Source organism: Candidatus Vicinibacter proximus (assembly GCA_016713905.1).
GTDB classification, from domain to species: Bacteria; Bacteroidota; Bacteroidia; order Chitinophagales; family Saprospiraceae; genus Vicinibacter; species Vicinibacter proximus.
In genome coordinates this window covers 323,556-346,750 of the sequence record JADJOE010000002.1, presented here as the reverse complement: position 1 = coordinate 346,750, position 23,195 = coordinate 323,556, and the positions used below count along the sequence as shown (strand labels likewise).

Annotated in this window: 3 protein-coding genes; 2 read left to right on the top strand and 1 reads right to left on the bottom strand. The window is 43.2% G+C overall.

From position 1 onward, the window contains the following. The first annotated feature begins 49 nt into the window (after positions 1 to 49). Positions 50 to 21,463 carry an HYR domain-containing protein gene (locus IPJ83_07720; protein MBK7880430.1) on the top strand — a complete coding sequence of 7,138 codons (21,414 nt, stop codon included), beginning with the start codon at positions 50 to 52 and terminating at the stop codon, positions 21,461 to 21,463. A gap of 404 nt (positions 21,464 to 21,867) precedes the next feature. Here the strand turns inward: IPJ83_07720 and IPJ83_07715 are convergent, their stop codons facing one another. Then, positions 21,868 to 22,206, bottom strand: coding sequence for an endonuclease domain-containing protein (locus IPJ83_07715; GenBank protein ID MBK7880429.1), 339 nt, complete (start codon positions 22,204 to 22,206; stop codon positions 21,868 to 21,870). Between the two features lie 266 nt (positions 22,207 to 22,472). On the opposite strand from IPJ83_07715, the gene IPJ83_07710 reads away from it, so the two are divergent. Further along, entirely contained in the window at positions 22,473 to 23,036 is a 564-nt protein-coding gene (locus tag IPJ83_07710; GenBank protein MBK7880428.1) for a hypothetical protein, read from the top strand. Positions 23,037 to 23,195 lie beyond the last annotated feature (159 nt).

Here is a 23,195-nt window from a genome sequence, read left to right as displayed (position 1 = left end):
ATCAGAATCAATGAAATCACATCCTCATCCCTCCTCAAAACAAAGTTTTATGAATTTACATCTACCCTCCATGCAGTTGAAAAACTTCAATGCACTTAGTTTGATCCTTGCCTTTTTGCTGAGCACAGGATTCACTTTTGCAAATGGCTACCATGCCGCTTCACCAAAACCTGCCGCAGCCCAGTTGCAGTATATTTTGGATCATGCAGCGGACGGTCAGATGATCGTATTGCCTGCTGTGGTGGAAGAGGTGTTGACGATCAGGTCCGGGGTGAGTCTGTTGACTTCCGGTACTTCCGTAGTGAAGGGCATTGTCATGGATGCACCGGGTAAAACCGCCAAACTTTTGGGCAATCTGAAAGTGGAAGGAACTCTTGAATTTAAAGACGGCATTTTGGATGCCGGCGAATATATTTTGGAAACCAAAGAAATTCTTGGTGCAGATGTAGACAGCTATTTAGTAATGGCTGTTCCACCTCCACCCCCAGGTTCACTAACCTTAAATGTACCTACTTCCGGGACAGTTGTATTTCCAATTGGCACGAACAGCGGTTTTACTCCGGTTACTGTTTCGGCTACAGCGGCCCATACCACCGACTTAATGACTGTTGCAGTCGCCGATAAGATGAATTTGTCAGACTTTACAGCACCAACTCCAGTGGGTCCTGCATTTGCTGAGTTTGAATGGAATGTTTCTGAGACCGTTAATGGAGGATCAGAAGTAAATCTTAAGTTTGAATTTCCCAATGACCCGAATAATTTATCAAACAGCGCTGCAGCAGTAGGCCACAACATCGGCGGCAGCTGGACAAATAAAAGTACGGATGTGTCAGGTGCGGGCCCATATACCACTACCAATGTAGGCCCATATACTACCTTTTCTCCATTTGGCGTATTTGGAATGTTCCCGGTTCATAATCTGACACTAGGACTGGATTATGGAACCATTCAGGCAGCGATTGATGCTGCTAACCCAAATGACGTGATTTTGTGTGATGCTGGAAGTTATACGGAGAATATTAATATTCATAAGCCCATTACTTTAAGAGGTCCTAATATGGGAATCCCTGGGATAGGTGTACGTGTGGCTGAAGCAATTCTGTTGAATTGCACCATAGATATTAACAATGCAGGAAACACAACTTTAGATGGATTACACATCTTAAGAAATGATGGAGCAGGTGGACCAGTCAATCAAATAGAATTAGATGGAGGTGGCATAAACACAGTGAAGAATTGTATTTTTGAAAGAAATGGTTCAAATACAGGTCAAAACATTCGTGCAATTGCCACTACTACAGCAGGAGGAAATAAAGTAATTTCTAATAATAAGATCTTTGGAGATGCATCTGGCGGATTATTTAGTGGACACAAGTCTTGGAATAGTGGGATTTATGTAGACCAGGGACCTTTTACGGTATCGATCACCGGCAATACATTTTTGAATTGTCGCACTGCAATGAACATCGATGACATGAATGCAAATGTTACTGTAAGTGGTAATACTTTAAACAACAATGGCACGCATATAAGTTTTGGTGGAGCAGCATCAGGTGGATCTTTTGTACTAGGTGCAAATGATTTTATCAACAACGCAGCATCCACGATGGTTAATCTCAGTGGTGCTTTGAGTACCTTACGAATCGATATCACCTCATCCACTTTAGGGGGAGTTGCTTTTGGTGCTTTAAGCAATGCACAACTCTTTGAAGTGGAAGCTAGAATGGCTCATAAGGAGGTTACTTCAAGTAAAAAAGGTAAGGTTACGTACGTTGCTAATACACAATATGTAAATAATTTTGTAGGAAAAATTGATGTAATAAATAATTCAGTAAAGTATGCTGAAGTTGGGAACATCATAAACCTTCAATCTGGGACATATACACAGCGAGTAGTGATAGACAAAGGTTTGACCTTGCAAGGTTTAGATAGTGCTACATGCATTTTAGATGGAACAGGGTTGGGAAGTGGAAGCGGTATCGCCATCAATGGAGGAGTCACTAATGTGAGCATAAAGGAAATGAGAATTCAAAATTTTACCGGCACCTCTGGAAATTCGACCGCAGCTATTTTTGCTACAAGCTCAAATAATGATCTTACCATTCATAGGGTAACGGTTCAAAATAATCCATCCAATCATGGCATTTTTGGAGGAGCTTTATCTGGCATTAATAATGTGTCGATAACTAATTCTCGAGTTATTAATCATGGACCTGGACTTCGCGGTATTGTATTATGGGATGGATTAAAAACCAATATTACAATTTCCAATAATTTAGTATCAAACAACTCTTGTTGTGGTATTGAATTACAGGATGGCGACGCATCAGGCGTTACTGTTACAGGAAACACTCTTGACATTGGTGGAGGAGATAATGCCATTGGTTTAACCGGTTTAAATTTTTCTGTCGGAGCAAATTTGGTCAACAATAATACAATCACAGGTGGAGGTCGTTTTGGCATCGAAATTAAGAATCCTTCAGGTGGGGTAACTGTTTCCGGCAATAATGTAAAATTAATAACGGAAAATACTGATATGCGTGATCGTGCAGGTATAGCAGTCTTTCGTCGTGGTGTGCTATATAATAATGTCGATATTCCAAATGGAGTTGTTGTTTCTGGAAATACTGTTGAGGATTATCGCCAATCCGCAGGAAATGGGGAGGAAGGATTTGGAATTGTAATTGAAGGAACCAATCATACTGTATCAGGAAATACAGTTAATAATTGTGATGTGGCTATTCAGCAACAAGGAGGTTTACATCCTTTCTCTAATTATCCAGGCGATGGTTCTACTGGAACTGGAACTATGCCTGTGTTATCACCAAATTATTTTGGTCGAGGCAATTCACCTTATGCTTGTGGAAATGTTATTGATAATACAAACATTTTCAGTGCAAATACTGTAAATGTAAGAAATGTAATTTCTTCAAGTAATTACGGTCTGGTAACAAATACTAATAATGGCGAGACATTCTGTAACATACAGGCAGCAATAAATGATGCCCAGACTATTAATGGACATACAATTACAGTTGCTGCCGGAACTTATCCCGAAAATGTAACAGTAAATAAATCCCTAACCATTAACGGCCCGAACGCTGCCATCTCGCCTAATAGCGGAATGAGAGTGGCAGAGGCCATTATAGTTCCTGCGACTACAAATACAGGAAGTGGTGCTATTGTGACTATATCGGTTTCCAACGTAAATTTTAAAGGCTTCAAAGTGGATGGCGACAATCCGTCATTGCCAAATAGTGGTGTAGGATTGGGAGGTGTTCATGGTCTTTCTAACGACGCCGCACGTGGTTTATTCATCAATGCCGACGGAGTAAGCAATATTTCCATATCGAAAAACATTGCTACAAAGCTGGAGAATGGTATTCGCATTGAGCAGACAACAAATTATTTTGCATCTGGTGGTCCTGCCCAATTCTCCCACAGTATCCTGATTGATGACAACAAGGTTGAAAATGTGCGCAGTACCGGCATTCGCCTAGGTAACTCTATGTTTGCCAAAGTGACCAATAATACGGTGACGAATGCAGAGAACGGTATTGCATCCAGTTCCTTCCGAATCAAAGACATGGGAAATGCCGCAGACCGTGTGATAGCAAATAATACTATTTCGGCTCGTTTTGCGGGGATTTGGATGAACCTTTTCCATACCTCCCCGTATGCATTGAACAACAATACAATAACAGTGGCCCCTCCTGCACCGGGTGATGCCAATCCATCCTATTCTACCCGGACGACTTGGTATGGCATCCTTTACGCAACAGTATCTGCACCACAAAACTTTACAAATCAAACGAACCTGCCAATAGTTGGCACTCCTGAATACTGGACCTGTAACAACAATACAATTGATGGGGCTGCTTTAGAGGCAACCTCAATTGGGCATGGGTACTGGTTGTTCTATGTAGATAATAATCGTGATGGCAGCAACATCGATCACTATGGCCAGATATCCGGAGGCACTGTCAGCAATGTTGACGTTGGGATTTTCCTTAAAAACAAGGATACAGACCCTGCAACTAATTTTGGTACGGCAGCTGTAGGTGCCCATGCTGGTATCAGCGGTGTGTCTTTTACACTAAGAACGGGTGGAACTGGCATCAAGATGAAGGATGACGCAACCTGGACTACCATCAATCCGGCTCCACTAATCAACAAAAGAACCGTTGCCCTCAATTTGGGAGCGGGTGTGGCAATTTCCAATGGCGCCAAAGGAATTTTGCTGGACTATCCTGACTCATTGACGGTAGGATTTGTACCTTATGACGCAATAACAGGTGCTAGCTTAAATAATGTAGCTTTTGTAGGTCAAAGCGGCAATTATATTGAAATGCTCGAATACAATCGAAATCTCAACGGCATATCCGCCTCTTTTGACGGCAATACCGGTGCCACCGCAACTGTGGCTCAGTTGTACAGCATTGAAAATAAAATCCTGCATAATATTGACGATTCCGGCCTTGGTTATGTGTCGGTAAAGGCGAACACCACTTCAGTTACACAAACTAGTTTCTCAAACCCAACAACAACAACACCATCCATCCAGCGGGGTATTAACGCTTTGGGCAGTGCAGGTAGAGTAAACATAGAAGGCGGTGTTACCGCCTACACCGGCGGTGCAGATGCAACTGGTAAGACGGTTACACTTGCCCCTGGTGCAAGCCCATCTTGCGTTACGATCACAGGTAATTTGGTATTGAACAGTGGAGATATTTTGGACATTGAGGCGGATGGTACCACTGCTTGTACACTATATGATCAGTTCATAGTAAATGGAACGGTTACTTTAGGTGGAGCCACATTAAATTTAATTTTAGGTTATGTACCTGCAAACGGAGATCAATTAAAAATAATTGACAATGATTTGGCAGATGCAGTAACCGGACAATTTGCACAAGGCGGTACGATACTTGCGGGAGGAACTTTATTTGATATAAACTATAAAGGTGGAGATGGAAATGATGTAGTGCTGACAGCTTGCGGAGCAGGAAAAGTTCACAATGGTGCAAATAATTATTGCACAATTCAAGATGCAATTGATGCTGCTTCTAACGGAGATGTAATCACAGTTGATGCGGGTACTTATGCTGAAAATATTGTGGTAAATAAATCATTAACTATTAAAGGTCCAAAATTTGGGGTAGACGCATGTTTAGGTGCACGGGGAACTGGAGAAGCCATTATTATGCCTGCTACAGGTTCAACGGCTACTATAGCAGGAACAGGATCTACCTCTATCAGTGTTACTGCGCCTAACGTGACCATAGATGGATTCACAATTGATGGCGATAATTCGAGTATTACCAATCCTTTTACAGCATTTGGCGTAAATCCGGACGTTGATTATGGCATAGAATCTACCCAAGATGGCCTGATTGTAAAAAACAACATTATTCAAAATGTCTTCCAGTTTGGGGTTGCTCTTGGGAGCACAGGTGGACCTTCGAAGCAAGGAGTTGTGCAAAACAACAAGATCCAGCGCATCCCTTATTGGGCTGCTATTCTACTTTATGATGACTACTATGCGGATGTTCAGAACAATTGTGTAATAGATGCATGGAGAGGGGTCCAGACTAATAATTTCCATCTGGCAGCTCCTTCTCCTGGAAATGTAAAAATCAGTAACAATACCTTTACATTACAAAAAGTAAGTATTGCCGGTGATGCAGATTACGAGGATGTATCCGGGATTTTAATCAATCTTCACTATCAGAATGCTTCAGATTTTGAAGTAAATAACAATACCATCACAAATAGCTCATCGGTGGCAGATCGAACTGGTTCTTCCGGGGTTGAGTTTTGGAGTATCCAAACTGCAGTTGGTGTCAATACAAGTGGAAATGTCATTTCAGGATTTGAGTCCGGCTACCAAATGTGGAACTGTCCTACAACAAATACAATTTCTGTAAAAGATGGCTCAGTAACTGGATCAGATTACGGGGTTTTCGCTAATAATTATGATGGATATAATTCTGATGCAGCTTCAAGTTCTTACATTGTAGATGGTGTAGACCTCCTCAATACTACTACCGGAATTTATGTTAAAGACAACAATTCAAATTCGAATGGCTCAACTGTAGCTGTGCAGATTAAAAATAATGCTTTAATTACTGGTTCTGTTAAGGGAATTTTAATTGAAGGTGGAGACGCTAGTGCATCTTTTTCTGGTGCAACACCAGCATCTTTTGTAGGTCAAACTACTTACATTGATCAAATTTCTAATGGAACGAATGCACCATCAACAGATATTGATGCTACGGCAGTATCATTTGATGGACAAACAGGAATTACTGCAAGTTTGGCCCAATTGTATTCAATTGAAGATAAAGTAAATCATAAAATTGATCTAAACACACTTGGTTTTGTAACCGTTAAATCCAATAAATCTTACGTTACCCCTAACAGCTTTACCTCACCTAATACCACCCCATCTGTACAACGAGGAATTGATGCAGTTGCCGCAAATGGTACGGTGCATATTCAGTCCGGTACGACCTACACAGGTGGCGCAGATGCAACTGCTAAGACAGTTACACTTGCCGCTGGATCAAGTCCGTCATGTGTTACAATTACAGGTAATATGGTCCTGAATAGCGGAGATATTTTGGATATTGAGGCAAATGGTACTACAGCTTGTACTTTATATGACCAGTTCATTGTTAATGGAACGGTTACTTTAGGAGGAGCCACATTAAATTTAATTTTAGGTTATGTACCTGCAAATGGAGATCAATTAAAAATAATTGACAATGATTTGGCGGATGCAGTTTCTGGTCAGTTTGCGCAAGGAAATGTAATAACAGTAAGTGGTTATACTTTTGATATTAATTATGCCGGTGGAGATGGAAATGATGTTGTTTTGACAAAATGTGCAGGAGTGATGAATACTACCACCTTGGAAAAATTCTGCACCATACAGGCCGCTATTGATGATCCTCAGACACTTAATGGCCACACATTAATGGTTAGTGCTGGAACTTTCACTGAAAATGTGACGGTAACAAAAGAGCTTACTATTATTGGAGCTGGAAAAGGCAGCAACCCTGCAACAAACACCGTTTTGACAGCCCCTTCATCCTGTATAGGTGTTGGGATTACCATATCGGCTCCAAATGTGACGATCCAAAATATGTTTGTTACAAATTTCCAAGATGCAGTTTTATTAAATGGGGTTGTTAATCCAACCATTAATAACATGGCATTGATAGATTATTGCCGTTATGGAGTAAGCTTTGGTGGTAGTAACAGCAGCATTGACATTTTACTGACCGATATTCAAAGAACCACTTTGCTTGCTGGAACAATTGGTATGCGTGTGGGTACAGCCAATGCGGTAAATGGTTTATTCATGGATAATTGTACTATATCAGGAAATGCCTTACAAGGAATTGCTGTCTTCCAAGCTACAACACCTGTTGCATTTGATGCAATAACTATTCAAAACAGCACGATCAGTAACAACCTTCAAAAAGGTATGTACTTTGAAAAGCTAAGCAATGCCACTTTCGAAAGCCTTACAATGGCTGACAATGGGACGGATGCAAGTTATAATTTCAATAATGGTATAGATATTAACCTGAAATATGGTGCTTATTCGAATATTACGATTCAGAATTGCGATATTACGAATTCTGGCCATATCGGCACAGCTCCAGATCCTCAAAACCCTTCTGCAATTACCATTAAAGCAAGAGACGATGCTCCTTCCTACAATACAATCCCTGCATCTCTAAGTAATGTCACTATTAAAAACAACAAAATAACCGGCCCTAGAAACGGTATACGAATTGGGGAAATTGGAAAAGTAAATGCAACACCATCAAACGTTGTTATAGAAGGCAATGATCTTTCTTTTGCATTTGCTCATAAAGCAGTAATAAGCAGAATTACCAGCGATATTAATGTTGTTTGTAATTGGCATGGAACTACCGATTTAGGTATCATCCTAAATACATTTGTAGAAGGCGCAAGTGGCGACATCCTATTGGGAACAGTGCTTAGCACCGGGGTGGATGCAAGCGGGAATGTAGGATTCCAGCCCGCAGGGTCTTGTCAATGTGCCAATAATAATTTGGTTACCAACACCAACACTTCGGAAACTTTCTGCGACATACAATCTGCTATCGACGATCCTCAAACTTTAAACGGGCACACCTTAAGTGTAGGAGCAGGTACCTATGTGGAAAATATAGTTGTAAACAAACAACTTACCATACTTGGACCTAATGCCAATATTGACCCTTGTTCTGCCACACCAAGAGTCGCCGAAGCGATTGTAGTTCCTGCCACAGCAGCTATATCTTCCGGTGAAATATTCCATGTTGCGGCTTCTAATGTAACCATTAAAGGTTTCACTATTGATGGAGACAACACAGCAATTACAAGCGGGTTTTCCAGTACCAATGGGGCAGACATAGATGCAGCAGAAGGTATAACCGTATATGAGACCGGCATAAACAATTTAACAGCCAGCAACAACATTATCCAAAACCTCTCATATTTTGGTTTAACGCTTTATGATTACCCAGCAGGTGTGCCTTCTACCGGTCACACAATAAGCAATAATAAAATTCAGAATCTTGGAACTTATGATGCAGGTTCCGGTATAAATTTTTGGGGAGGTGGGGTATTACTGTACAACAATCAATATGCTGCGGTTACCAATAACTGCATGACCAATGTTAGATTGGGAATTCAAACCGGAAATTTCAGTGCGGCTAACCCGGGATCTTCTACTTATCAGAACATTTCAAATAATACCATTCAGGCTCGCCGGGTAGGTATATTTCACAATTTGGCCTATAGTAGTGCCTCTGCTTATACCCTAAATGCCAATTCAATAACTGGTTTAGCAAATGCTAATGAAACAGCTATTTGGCATGGAATCTTATTGTCTTCACTTTCCGGTGCAGTTCACACAGCATCAAATAATACCATTAATGGTTCAGCAATCATTGTACCTACCAGTACAGGGATATCTGTATGGAATGACCAAACAGCTCCTTTGATTTCAGGAGGCAATATCACGGGTGTAGATTTGGGTATAAACGTAAACAATTTTGAAGGTTACCCAACTGCCGGTTCTAATGCAGGAGGTAATACACTTGCTACTATTGATGGAGTTACCATAACGGGTGCTTCCATAGCAGGGATAAGGGTTCATGACAATCCTTCAAATTCAAATGGTGTTACTGTCTTTGCAGATATTAAAGGAAACACCAATGTGTCTGGAAGCCCAGCCGGAATATTGGTTTTGGGACCTGATGCTTCTTCAAATATTCACGACAATCCACTATCCATAAATGGCAATACCATCGGTATCGACGTTGACGGAGGCTCTGCTACAATAGAAAACAATCACATATATGACAACGGCATCGGCGTACGCTTTATAAACAGCGGTACCGGTACTGTCAAAACAAATAAGTTTTTTGAAACCGGTAAACCTAACGGAAAAGACCTACAGTTAGCTGCCTCTGCAGGTGCTGTTACGGCAACTGCCAACAACTGGTTTGCAGGTTCTACTTATGGGGTAGAAAATCTAAGTGCAACAGATGTAGATGCTACCTTAAACTATTGGAATGCAGCCAATGGTCCTGGCCCGGTTGGACCGGGTAGTGGTGCAAATATTACTACAAAGGTCTTGTATTGTCAATATCTAAATGGAATTCCTGTTCCTTTGGGAGGAACTGGGGTAGCAACCTCACCAACAGTTACAATAGCAGTGACAGAAACAAGTGGTGTTGCAAATAATGATGGTATTATCTGCGCAGGTGCAAGTGCTACCTTGGATGCAACCACTACCGGAGCAACAGCGTATTTGTGGTCTCCTGGTGGAGCAACTACTGCCAGTATTGTGGTAAGCCCGGGTATGACTACCACTTATACTGTTACTGTAACTTTCCCTGGATGTACGGTTACAGATGATCAGATAATTACAGTTGAGCCTCTTCCTGCATGTACCATCACAGGTACAAATGGTCCGGTTTGTCCTAATACTTCTAATGATTTTTCTGGACCGGCAGGTGTAAGTTATGCCTGGTCAATTTCAGGTAACGCTACCATCCCAGGAGCTACCAATGCACAAACTGTTTCAGTCTTGGCAGGTAGCTTATGTAATAATGATTTCACCTTAACTTTAGTTACCACAGATGGGAATTCTTGTACTTCTTCATGCACAAAAACGGTTAACGTATTAGATAATACGGGACCAGTAATTACTCCAGGAACAATTGCTGCATGTTATCCTACAGTAGGGGCAGCAGAAGCTGCAGCACTCGCTGCGACTTCAGCCACAGATAATTGTCCGGGATCTATTACGGAAGCAGCAAGTACTTCCGGAACTTGTAGCGCAGTTGTAACAGTAACTGAAACGGATGCATGTGGTAATGTATCCTCAACTGCTTACAATACAAGAATTGACAATGCCCCTCCGACCTTCACCAGTTGCCCTACCACAATCACGGTCAATAACGTAGTTGGCTTGTGCGGAAGATCAGTGAGTTATGCTGCGCCTACCGCCACAGACAACTGTACCGGTATGCTTACCATTCTGAAGGTGGATGGAACCGGACTGATGTCAGGAGATTTCTTCCCGGTTGGCACAACACTTCAGAAATTTGAAACTACAGATGAATGTGGAAATACTTCCACCTGTATGTTTAACGTAGTGGTGATTGACAATGAATTACCAATTATTACCGGTTGTCCGAACAACATCGTAAAAAGTACCGATCCGGGTCTTTGCACTGCATTAGTAACTTGGGTGGCACCAACTGCTTCCGACAACTGTCCGGGAGTCAGTCTTTCCTTATTACCGAACTTACCTCCGGGATCAATCTTCCCTAAGGGTACAACCAATATGACCTACACCGCAACAGATGCAAGTGGCAACACAAAATTGTGCCTCTTCTCTGTGACGGTCAACGACAATGAGTTGCCTCAGATCACTTGCCCTTCTAATATAGTAGTCAATGCAGATGCAGGTCAATGTTCTGCTGTTGTTACTTACACCACACCTGTTGGAACCGATAATTGTCCAAGTCCTATGACTACGCAGACTGCAGGTTTAGCCAGTGGAGCAGCATTCCCTGTGGGATTGACAACCAATACATTCAAAGTTACAGATGGCAGTATGAACATGGCCACTTGTAGCTTCACAGTTACCGTTAACGACAATCAGAATCCTGTAATTACAGATTGTCCGGATGACATAACTGTCTCTTGTGCGGCTGACTCTACTATTGCAAACACAGGAGGTCCTGCTATTGCTACAGATAATTGCCCGGGAGTTATTGTCTCCGTCATGAGTGAAGTTGTTACCAATAAAACTTGTGATCACAGATTTACGCTGACCAGAACTTGGAAAGCAACAGACGCTACCGGAAATACAACAACTTGCACACAAGTGGTTACTGTAAATGATGTTACGGCACCAAGCTTGACAGGTATCCCTTATGCCGGAACGACAGGAACAAATGCTTGTTTGGCTAATGCAGCGACAGCCGCACCTTTCAGCGCAACCAATGCAATATTAGGATACACAGATAATTGTACTGGTGCTTTAACAGCCACACTTACCAATACCAATGTAACTGGAACGGATTGCGGCTGGACAGTAACTTATACTTTTACAGTAAAGGATGTTTGTGGTAACGAATTAACAGGTCGTACCTATTCAAACACCGGAAGCGACCAGACCGCCCCAAGCTTGACAGGTATGCCTCATACCGGATCTTCAGGAACCAATGCATGTAAAGCTAATGCAGCCACTGCAGCTCCTTTTAATGCAACAGAAGCCATTGAAGGTTATACGGATAATTGTGGTGGAGCTGTTACAGCAACACTTACAAACACAGTCGTCACAGGAACAGATTGTGCCTGGACGGTTACCTACACATTTACCATATCAGATGTCTGCGGGAACGAACTACCAGGTCTAACCTATTCCAATACCGGTAGCGATCAGACTCCACCTGCCATAACTTGTGCCAGCGGAAGTCCGTTCACTAGAGGCACTACTTTAGGCTATTGTGGCTATATAGTAAGCGGTACAGAGTTCAACGCAACAGCTTCAGATTTGTGTGGAGGTGCAGTGACCATCACCAATAATTTCAATCTTACCAATACTTTAGCGAACGATACTTTACCTACCGGTACCACCACCATTGTATGGACTGCTACCGATGCTTGTGGTAATTCATCCTCTTGTACCATCATGGTAACAGTGACCGATGGAGAAAATCCACAGGTTTTCTGTAAGGTGGGTAAAGGCTTGGATTTTGACGGAGTAAACGAATATGTTACCGTTGCAGACAATGCAGTTCTGGAAGGAATGGGCGCACTGACTGTAATGGGATGGATGAAAATCGATGCCTTACCGGTTCAGAATTATGCACCTATTGCAAAAGAAAATGCTTATCGTCTAATTGTGGGTGCCAACGGAAGTTTCCACTTTGTGGTTGCTACCACCAGCAATGGTTGGTATTCCGCAGGAACCGTCGGATCAGGTGGCTCCAATTTACTCCCAACCAACAAATGGATTCATGTTGCTGGAGTTTACACTGGATCTAAAGTGAATGTGTATGTAAATGGTGTGCTGATGGGTACATCAACAGGAACCATCTCCGGAAATATAATTAACAACGGTAGCCCACTGACCATGGCATTTAAGACTTCTTCCAACATTGATTACTTCAATGGTAAAATGGATGAAGTGGGTGTATTCAACCAAGCCTTAACGGCATCTCAAATTAAGGCTTATCTCGGCACTTCATTACTAGGAACAGAGCCGGGATTGGTTGCCTATTATAACTTAGAACAAGGAACAGGAACCGTAGCGAATGACAATGCAGGATCTGCACAAAACGGAACCCTCGTTAACATGGAAAATGTTGACTGGATCAGAACTCCATTCGGACCTAACAATTCAATTACGGTTAATACAGATCCTGGTGTATGTAAAGCTGCCTTGATTTTTGATGTAGCCACTATTGACAATTGTGGAATCATTTCTAACCTAAACGATTTCAACAATACGAGCAATGCAAGTGGAGATTACCTTAAAGGTACCACAGTAGTTACCTGGACTGCAACAGATGCTGTACCTAATACAGGTACTTGTAGTTTCACGGTGATTGTGAATGATTCAATTAAGCCTACAATTTCTTGTCCGTTGAATCAGACAAAGAATACGGATTTGGGAGAATGTAATTATACAGTGGTAGGAACGGAATTTGATCCTACAGCATTTGATGATAATTGTCCAGGAGAGACCATCAGTAACAATTATGATATGACCAGCAGTCTTTCCGGAAGTGATTTCCCAACAGGATTGACTACAGTAATTTGGACAGTTACGGATGCAAGTGGAAATACAATGACATGTAGTTTTACGGTTACTGTAAATGATAATCAAGCGCCGACAGTAAGTTGCGTGGCCCCACAAACGAGGGGAACAGACGCACCTGCCTGTACATACACAGCGGTAGGAACGGAATTTGATCCTACCGGCAGCAATGATAATTGTGCCGTAACAAGTACGACTTATTCATTGAGTGGAGTTACGATGGGAAGCGGAAGCAATACCTTAGCAGGAGTTGTGTTTAATAAAGGAGTTACCACAGTAACCTGGACAGTATTGGATGCAGCGGGCAATATGGGCTCATGCAGCTTTACAGTTACAGTGAATGATGATGATGCACCGACAGTAAGTTGCGTGGCCCCACAAACGAGAGGAACAGACGCACCTGCCTGTACATACACAGCGGTAGGAACGGAATTTGATCCTACCGGCAGCAATGATAATTGTGCCGTAACAAGTACGACTTATTCATTGAGTGGAGTTACGATGGGAAGCGGAAGCAATACCTTAGCAGGAGTTGTGTTTAATAAAGGAGTTTCCACAGTAACCTGGACAGTATTGGATGCAGCGGGCAATATGGGCTCATGCAGCTTTACAGTTACAGTGAATGATGATGATGCACCGACAGTAAGTTGCGTGGCCCCACAAACGAGGGGAACAGACGCACCTGCCTGTACATACACAGCGGTAGGAACGGAATTTGATCCTACCGGCAGCAATGATAATTGTGCCGTAACAAGTACGACTTATTCATTGAGTGGAGTTACGATGGGAAGCGGAAGCAATACCTTAGCAGGAGTTGTGTTTAATAAAGGAGTTACCACAGTAACCTGGACAGTATTGGATGCAGCGGGCAATATGGGCTCATGCAGCTTTACAGTTACAGTGAATGATGATGATGCGCCGACTCCTGTTTGCAACAACATAAGTGTTAACTTAAATTCATCAGGAAACTATACGCTAACAACTGCTAACATTAATGCAATTGCTGCAGGTACTGTTGATAATTGTACTCCATACAATCTTTTGACTTTGGCTGTTTTGCCTAATTCATTTAATTGCAGTAATGTTGGCCCGAATACGGTAACATTAACAGTAACTGATGATGCATCACCTGCCAACTCAGCCACTTGCAATGCAATTGTAACAGTTGTAGATATTACTCCACCGGTTATTACCTGTCCTCCAAATGTCACATTAAATGCGGTATCAGGTTCCTGTGAACAAACCCATAGCTGGACCGTTCCGGTACCTACTGATGCTTGCGGAATCATGTCTTTAGTGGTCAGTACCAGTAACAATACCGTGAATGTGATTACCATAGGAACTACCGCTTTTGCATTGTTCCCTGTGGGTACCACGACAGTTACTTATACAGCAACGGATGTAAATGGAAATACAGCAGCTTGTTCGTTCACCGTTACCATCGTGGACAACCAACCACCGATCATCAGCAATTGTCCTACAAACATTGGACCATTGGGCAATGATCCCGGCCTATGCGGTCGCACCGTGTCTTGGAATGAGCCTACAGCCTCTGACAACTGTCCGGGCGTAATGCTTACCACTACACCACCGAATGCAAATGGTTCCTTCTTCCCGGTAGGAGTTCCTACACTTGTCACTTACAAGGCAACGGATGCGGGTGGATTAATGACCACTTGTAGCTTTACAGTAACTATTATAGATTCAGAAGCGCCACAGATTACTTGCCCTGCTAACATAACTGCATCCAACGATGCCGGAATGTGTTCCGCAGTGGTCAATTATACTGCACCTGTAGGTACAGACAATTGTCCAGGCTCAGTAACCGTGAAGCTATCTGGCCTTGCCAGTGGATCTAGCTTCCCGGTAGGTGTATCAACCATTGTGTACAAAGTAACAGATGTACCGGGAGCTATGGCAACTTGTAGCTTCACCGTTACGGTGAACGATACGGAATTACCGGTAATCTCTTGTCCATCTAATATTTCAGTACCAAATGATGCGAACCTCTGCTCTGCAGTAGTTAACTATACTGCTCCTGTGGGTACAGACAATTGTCCTGGAGCAAATACCATCCAGACTGCAGGTCTTGCAAGTGGAGCTGCCTTCCCTGTAGGCGTAACCACGAATACTTTCAAGGTTACAGATGCCTCAGGAAATACGGCAACTTGTAGCTTTACGGTGACGGTTACAGATGCTCAGGCACCACAGATCACTTGTCCTTCGCCAATTGTGAAGAGCAACGATCCAGGCTTGTGTTCTGCCTTGGTGACTTATACCGCACCAACCGGAACAGACAACTGTTCGGGTGCAAATACCATCCAAACTGCCGGTCAGGCGAGTGGCTCTTACTTCCCTGTAGGAGTGACGACCAATACTTTCAAAGTGACGGACGCCGGTGGATTAACTGCTACCTGTAGCTTTACGGTGACCGTAAACGATACAGAAGCACCACAAATCTCTTGTCCGAACAACATCACAGTATCTACGGATGCAGGATTATGTACTGCAGTGGTGAATTATACTACTCCTGTTGGAACAGACAACTGCCCTGGCGTTACAACCGCACGAATTGCTGGTTTGGCCAGTGGAGCTGCCTTCCCTAAAGGAACTACCAATGTAACTTATGAAGCAACAGATGCGGGCGGCGTGAAAGCTTCTTGCACATTCATTGTAACGGTGAATGACAATGAGTTACCGCAGATTACTTGTCCTGCCAATATTGTGGTATCAAATACCACTGGTCAGTGTGCTGCGGTGGTGATTTATACTGCCCCTGTTGGAACTGACAATTGTGCCGGAGCCAATACCATTCAGACAGCAGGTCTTGCCAGTGGTGCAAGCTTCCCTGTAGGTGTTACAACCAACACTTTCAAAGTAACGGATGCCATGGGCAACACGGCAACCTGTAGTTTCACGGTAACCGTAAACGACACAGAATTGCCGTTGATCACTTGTCTATCCAACATATCAGTACCTAATGACATGAACCTTTGTTCCGCAGTGGTGACTTATACGGCTCCTGTAGGAACAGACAATTGCCCTGGCCCTAATACGGTTCAGATAGCAGGTCTTGCCAGTGGAGCTGCCTTCCCTGTGGGAGTGACGACCAATACCTTTAAAGTTACGGATGCCAGTGGCAACACGGCAACTTGCAGCTTTACGGTAACGGTTAACGACACTCAATTGCCGGTGATTTCTTGTCCTGCCAATATTTCGAAGAACAACGATCCGGGATTGTGTGCTGCTTTGGTTAATTATACGGCACCAACAGGAACCGATAATTGTCCTGGAGCCAATACCATTCAGACAGCAGGCCTGGCCAGCGCTTCTTATTTCCCTGTTGGGGTGACCACCAATACTTTCAAGGTAACGGATGCCAGTGGAAACATGGCTACCTGTAGCTTTACCGTTACGGTGACCGATACTGAAGTCCCTCAGATTGTTTGTCCTGGCAACATCATAATTGCTAACGACAATGGAAACTGTTCTGCGATTGTAAATTATACTGCACCTGTTGGTACAGATAACTGCCCTGGTGCGAATACCGTTCAGACGGCTGGGCTTCCAAGTGGTTCTGCCTTCCCTGTTGGCGTGACAGTCAATACTTTCAAAGTGACGGATGGAGCTTCGAATACAGCAACCTGTAGCTTTACGATCACAGTAAACGATCAGGAAGCTCCGCAGATTAATTGCCCTGCCAACATCGTAACTACCAATACACCGGGTCTATGTTCTAAAGTGGTAACATATACCACACCAGTTGGAACCGATAATTGTCCGGGTGCCAATACCACCCAGACTGCTGGCTTGCCAAGTGGCGCTGCTTTCCCTGTAGGCGTGACGACCAATACCTTCAAGGTAGAAGATGCCGAAGGAAATATCGCCACATGTAGCTTTACGGTTACTGTGAACGATACAGAAGCACCCCAGATCACTTGCCCAACCAATATTGTGGTGGGTAACAATCCAGGCTTGTGTTCTGCATTGGTGACTTACACCGCACCTGTTGGAACGGACAACTGTCCTGGTGCAAATACCATCCAGACTGCAGGTTTGGCGAGTGGTTCTTACTTCCCTGTTGGAACTACTACGAATACCTTCAAGGTAACAGATGCGGCTGGCAATACCATGACTTGTAGCTTTACGGTAACTGTCAACGATACCGAATTGCCACAAATCAGTTGTCCAAATAACATCACAGTATCCACGGATGCAGGATTGTGTACAGCAGTAGTGAATTACGCTACACCTGTAGGCACAGACAACTGTCCTGGTGCAAATACCATTCAGACAGCTGGTTTGGCCAGTGGTGCTGCATTCCCTAAAGGAACAACAACCAATACATTTAAAGTAACGGATGCAACAGGAAATATGATGGTCTGCAGCTTTACGGTAACTGTGAATGATAATGAATTACCGCAGATCACCTGCCCTGCCAATATCATTACCAATACTACCCCTGGATTGTGTACTGCTGTGGTTAATTATACTGCCCCATCCGGAACAGATAATTGTCCTGGCGCAAATACCATTCAGACTGCCGGATTGGCAAGTGGTGCAATATTCCCTAAAGGTGTCACAACGAACACTTTCAAAGTTACAGATGCTATGGGCAATACTGCAACCTGCAGCTTTACGGTAACCGTGAACGATAACGAATTACCTCAGATAACTTGTCCTGCGAATGTAGTAGTAAGCAATGATGCCGGATACTGTTCTGCCGAAGTGAATTACACACCACCTACTGGTTCCGATAATTGTCCTGGACAAAATACCGTTCAGACATCCGGTTTAGGTAGCGGTTCTGCATTCCCTGTCGGGGTAACAACAAATACATTTAAGGTAACCGATGCAAGTGGCAATACCGCAACCTGCAGCTTTACAGTAACTGTAAATGATACGGAGGATCCTCAGATCGTTTGCCCTGCCAATATTGTGGAAGACAGCGATCCGGGTATCTGTTCTGCTTTGGTGACTTACACCGCACCTATAGGAACGGACAACTGTCCTAATCCAAACACAGTGCAGACTGCAGGTCAACCGAGTGGCACTTACTTCCCTGTTGGCGTAACTACCAACACTTTTGAAGTAACAGATGCCAGTGGAAATGCTGCTTCTTGCAGCTTCACCATAACGGTTAATGACATAGAAGACCCAATCATCCTCAATTGTCCTGAGACCCGTGCCATTGAAGGTTGCAATACAGGTGCCATAACAAGCCCTGCTTACAGTGCAACGCTTGCGACAACTACTTATGCCATTTTCTCCGGTGCGCCAAACAATGGCGATGCCATCGAGAATTGTGGCATTACCCTGGTACAGTATCAGGATGTTGCATCCGGTACTTGTCCGATCACAGTGACCAGAACCTGGACCATCAGTGATGCAGCTGGTAACTCCGATGTATGTGTACAGACGATTACCATAGACGATACTCAAAATCCGGTCATCAATGCATGTGCTGTAACCCGCAATATTGAGGGTTGCAATACAGGAGCCATCTCCGGTCCCGCCTACTCAGCAACAGAAGCCAATTCTTCTGAAGCAGAGTTTGAAAATGGTACCAACCAGGGAGACGCCAGTGATGTATGTGGTATTGCTTCTGTGAAGTATCAGGACAGTCAATCCGGAACTTGTCCAATCGTAGTAACCCGTACCTGGACCATCACGGATGCGTGTGGTAACCAAACGACTTGTACACAAACCATCAATGTGGACGATACACAGGCACCGACGATAACTGTTTGTCCTGCGACGCGCACTATTGAAGGATGTGGATTAGGATCAATTGACAATCCATCGTTCTCCATGACATGGGCAGCCAGCACGTATAGTGTCTATTCATCTGCACCAAATAATGGAGCAGCAACGGATGTATGTGGAATTGTGACAGTAGAATACAAAGATGTGGCCAGCGGCGAATGTCCGGTTGTGGTAACCCGTACCTGGAGATTAACGGATGCTTGCGGCAACAGCAGCACTTGCAACCAGACCATTTCGGTGGACGATACTCAGGCACCATCTATTTCAGTTTGTCCTGTGACCCGCAACATCAATGGTTGCAGCACAGCAGACATAACAGGACCTGTGTACTCAGCTACTACCAAAGTGTCCAGTTATGCAGTGTTCTCCAATGCAACCAACCAGGGAGCTGCAACTGATGTCTGTGGCATCAATGCAGTAACTTATAAGGATGTTGCTTCCGGAACCTGCCCGATTGTGGTGACCAGAACCTGGACGGTAAGCGATGTATGTGGTAATTCTACTACTTGTAATCAAATCATCAATGTATTGGATGTAACTGCACCGGATATTGAAGATTGTGCGGAGGCTCGAGACATCTCCGGATGCACCACAGCCGATATCACAGATCCTCCTTATTCAGCAGTAAGGACTGCATCCACCGAAGCAGTGTTTGAATCTTCTCCAAACTGGGGTAATGTTTCGGATACTTGCGGAATTGTAACGGTTGAATACAAAGATGTGGCTGTTGGATCTTGCCCGATGACGGTAACGAGGACATGGTATTTCAAAGATGCTTGCGGAAACGAAAGCTCCTGTAACCAGATCATTACTGTGGACGACAACATCAATCCGACTCCAACCTGCCCTGCAAACATCACCCAGCCAAATGCAACTGGTGTATGCGGTGCTACGGTGACCTTCAACGGATCTGCTACAGATAATTGTTCCGGTATGCCGGTCATTACCTATAGTAAAAACTCTGGAACCTTCTTCAACGTAGGCACTACAACTGTGACCATGACGGCAACAGATGGTTGTGGAAATTCTGCAACCTGCACGTTTACGGTGACGGTGAATGATACCACCAAACCTACCGTAATTACAAAACCTGTGACGTTGTATTTAAATGCTTTGGGTACTGCAACTTTGTTAACTGCTAATGTAAACAACGGCAGCTTCGACAATTGTGCCATTACGAGCTTAACCTTATCTAAGACCAGCTTTAACTGCAGCAACATTGGAGCTAATGTGGTTACTTTGACAGCAAAAGATGCTGCAAACAATATGGGCATGAATACTGCGGTCGTTACAATATTGGATACAATTAAACCAAATGTGACCTGCAAAAACATCACCGTTGATTTGGTAGGTGGAACGAAAACAATCACTCCAATTCAGGTGAGATTGACTGCAACAGATAATTGTGGTACGCCTAATTTAAGCATCAATAAATCAACATTCACCTGTGCGGATCCGATCAACAACAACGTGGTGTTAACTGCAACCGATGCTTCAGGTAATTCTAAAACATGTACATCAGTGGTAACCATCCGTTACAAGCCAACTTGCTCAATTACACTCACTCCGGCAACGGGCGCCTACACTGGTGGTATTGCAAACAACGTGTACCTCGGTTATGGTCCTCAGACTGTGTTGATGACCTGTAATCCTACAGGAGGTTCAGGTTTCACTTACAACTGGAGCCCGACTACTTACCTGATCAACTGTACCAACTGTCAGAGTCCTACTTTTGCTCCGACCGTACCTGGTAACTTTACTTACACCGTTACGGTGACCAACAGCAATGGTTGCACAACCACTTGCTCAGTTACTTTCTGTGTGAAGGATGTTAAAGTTCCTGGATCCAATGGAGGTTCGATTTATGTTTGTCATTCAGGTGTAACCACTCCGGTAACCATTGCAAGCGTACCTACTCACGTTCCAGGCCACGGAGGAGATAAAATAGGTAAGTGCGATGATCTTTGTGGTCCTCCTCCGGCCCTAGCGGGACATCTGGAAGAGCAGTGGAATGGTCACGACCACGACCATGAAGGTGGTCTGGATGATCACCACTTCGGAATCTCGGAGTTAGTCGAACCAACCAGATACGTAAAAGTGTTCCCGAACCCTACATCTTACTTCTTCAACCTGTTTATCAACAGCGATGACAAGTCTGACATAGAAATGTCTGTCTTCAACTCCTACGGTAAAATGGTTGAGAAGAGGTTCTACAAGAACCAGACCGATGCAGCCGAATTCGGAGAAAACTATCCTGATGGTGTGTACATACTCCACCTGCGTCAAGGACAATGGACAAAAACCATGAAGCTCGTAAAGCAGAATAGATAAGCTGATTCTTCAGTGGATAAAATACAAAGCCCTTCCTCATGATTGAGGAGGGGCTTTGTGTTTTAGCAATGAATAGGTGACATGTAAATTGTCCTAAAACTTTATTGACCAATACTTCAGGATAGTAAGAAAACGGGACATAACTGGACGCATTCAACTCACCCTACCCTCTCTTAAAAGAGAGGGAAAGATTGAGTGTCAAAAGTATGAATCCTCCTTTTCCCCTCTCTTTTAAGAGAGGGGCTAGGGGTGAGTTGAAACGGTATCCACGTAATTTCAACCCACACCACTTTTCCTCCCCTCTCTTTCAAGAGAGGGGGCCGGGGCCGTGCCCCCAATTTATTGGGGGGTGAGGTGAATTCTTTATTTTCATATAACTTCCAATCTTTTCAATACATCAGATCTTAATCGCTCTTCCACTTCAACCCAATTTTAATAATTTCTTCATTTTTAAATCTAATAACATGGAAACCCATTTCAACTAAATGCTGCTGCCTGAGTTCATCATAATCCTTTTGCAGAAGATGAATTGGGCCATCAATTTCTACAATTATTTTTAGAGCGTGGCAATGAAAGTCAGCAATGTAAAATCCTTTGCGACCCATTATATTGGATTTTTCAATTACAAATTGTCTGGTGAATTTTAAATCCATAAACCTTCTGTTGCGGACATGATTCCAAAAAACAGATTCTGCTAATGTTTGATTCTTCCTCAATTTCCGAGCAAGGAATGTAAAAGACATAGGGTGTTATTTTTAGGTCCGTGAAAATAGTAAAATGTTATTTGAGATTTATTTCTATTCACTTTTTTGTTTTATTTTAAAACAAAAAAGAATCAATCATGCCTTACCCAACTCACCCTGCCCTCTCTTTCAAGAAAGGGCAGGGTAAGTTGAAACGGTATCCACGTAATTTCCACCCACCCCCCATTTCCTCCCCCTCTCTTTCAAGAGAGGGCAGGGTGAGTTGAAATTCCCTTAACTTTACCCATCTAAAAAATCAGCCATCCATGTCTACCTTCAAAAACCTTATTTACTTTATTAGTTTTTTATTTATTCTTCCCTCATGTAAAAAGCAAGCTGCAGTAGTTCAGCAAAGTCATACAACCTCCGATAGTGGAAACAAGGAAGACCACAAATACAGCAAAGACGAATCCATTGCCGCTTCGGAGGCAGTGATGAAATTTGTAGAGAGCAGGCAGGATTTGACAATCTATAATCGGATGCTTAAAAACTCAAGTTCCGTGATTCCCATGTTGTATGACGACAAGAGATTAAAGGTGAGTTATTTTATTCCTGTGGATAAAGCATTTGAGACCCTCAGTGGAGATAGAAGAAAAAAGCTGGAAGATCAGGTTCCGGATGATTTTGAACTACAAATGCTCAGTAGGGGAATTGTTAAGGCTACTGATTTTTCCTGGGCTGGGGCGACAAGTCTTTCTGGTGAAAAATTCAGCTTTAGTAGTGACATGAAATCTGTCCAAATTGGTAATACTTCTGCCCAAATTATAGAGATACAGACACTTGGCAACCAAACCAGAATTTACCTTATGGATGGCTTGCTTATACAATGAAATCTAAGGATTCTGTATGCCAATTAAACTACATATACGCATAATTTCTGCACTGTATTTTAGTGAAAATCATAACAAAATATCAAGCCAAAATTAAATTTATCAAATTCTCCTAAAAAATTCTATATATTTAAAAGTGTTTTTGTTACTTTGCACTTG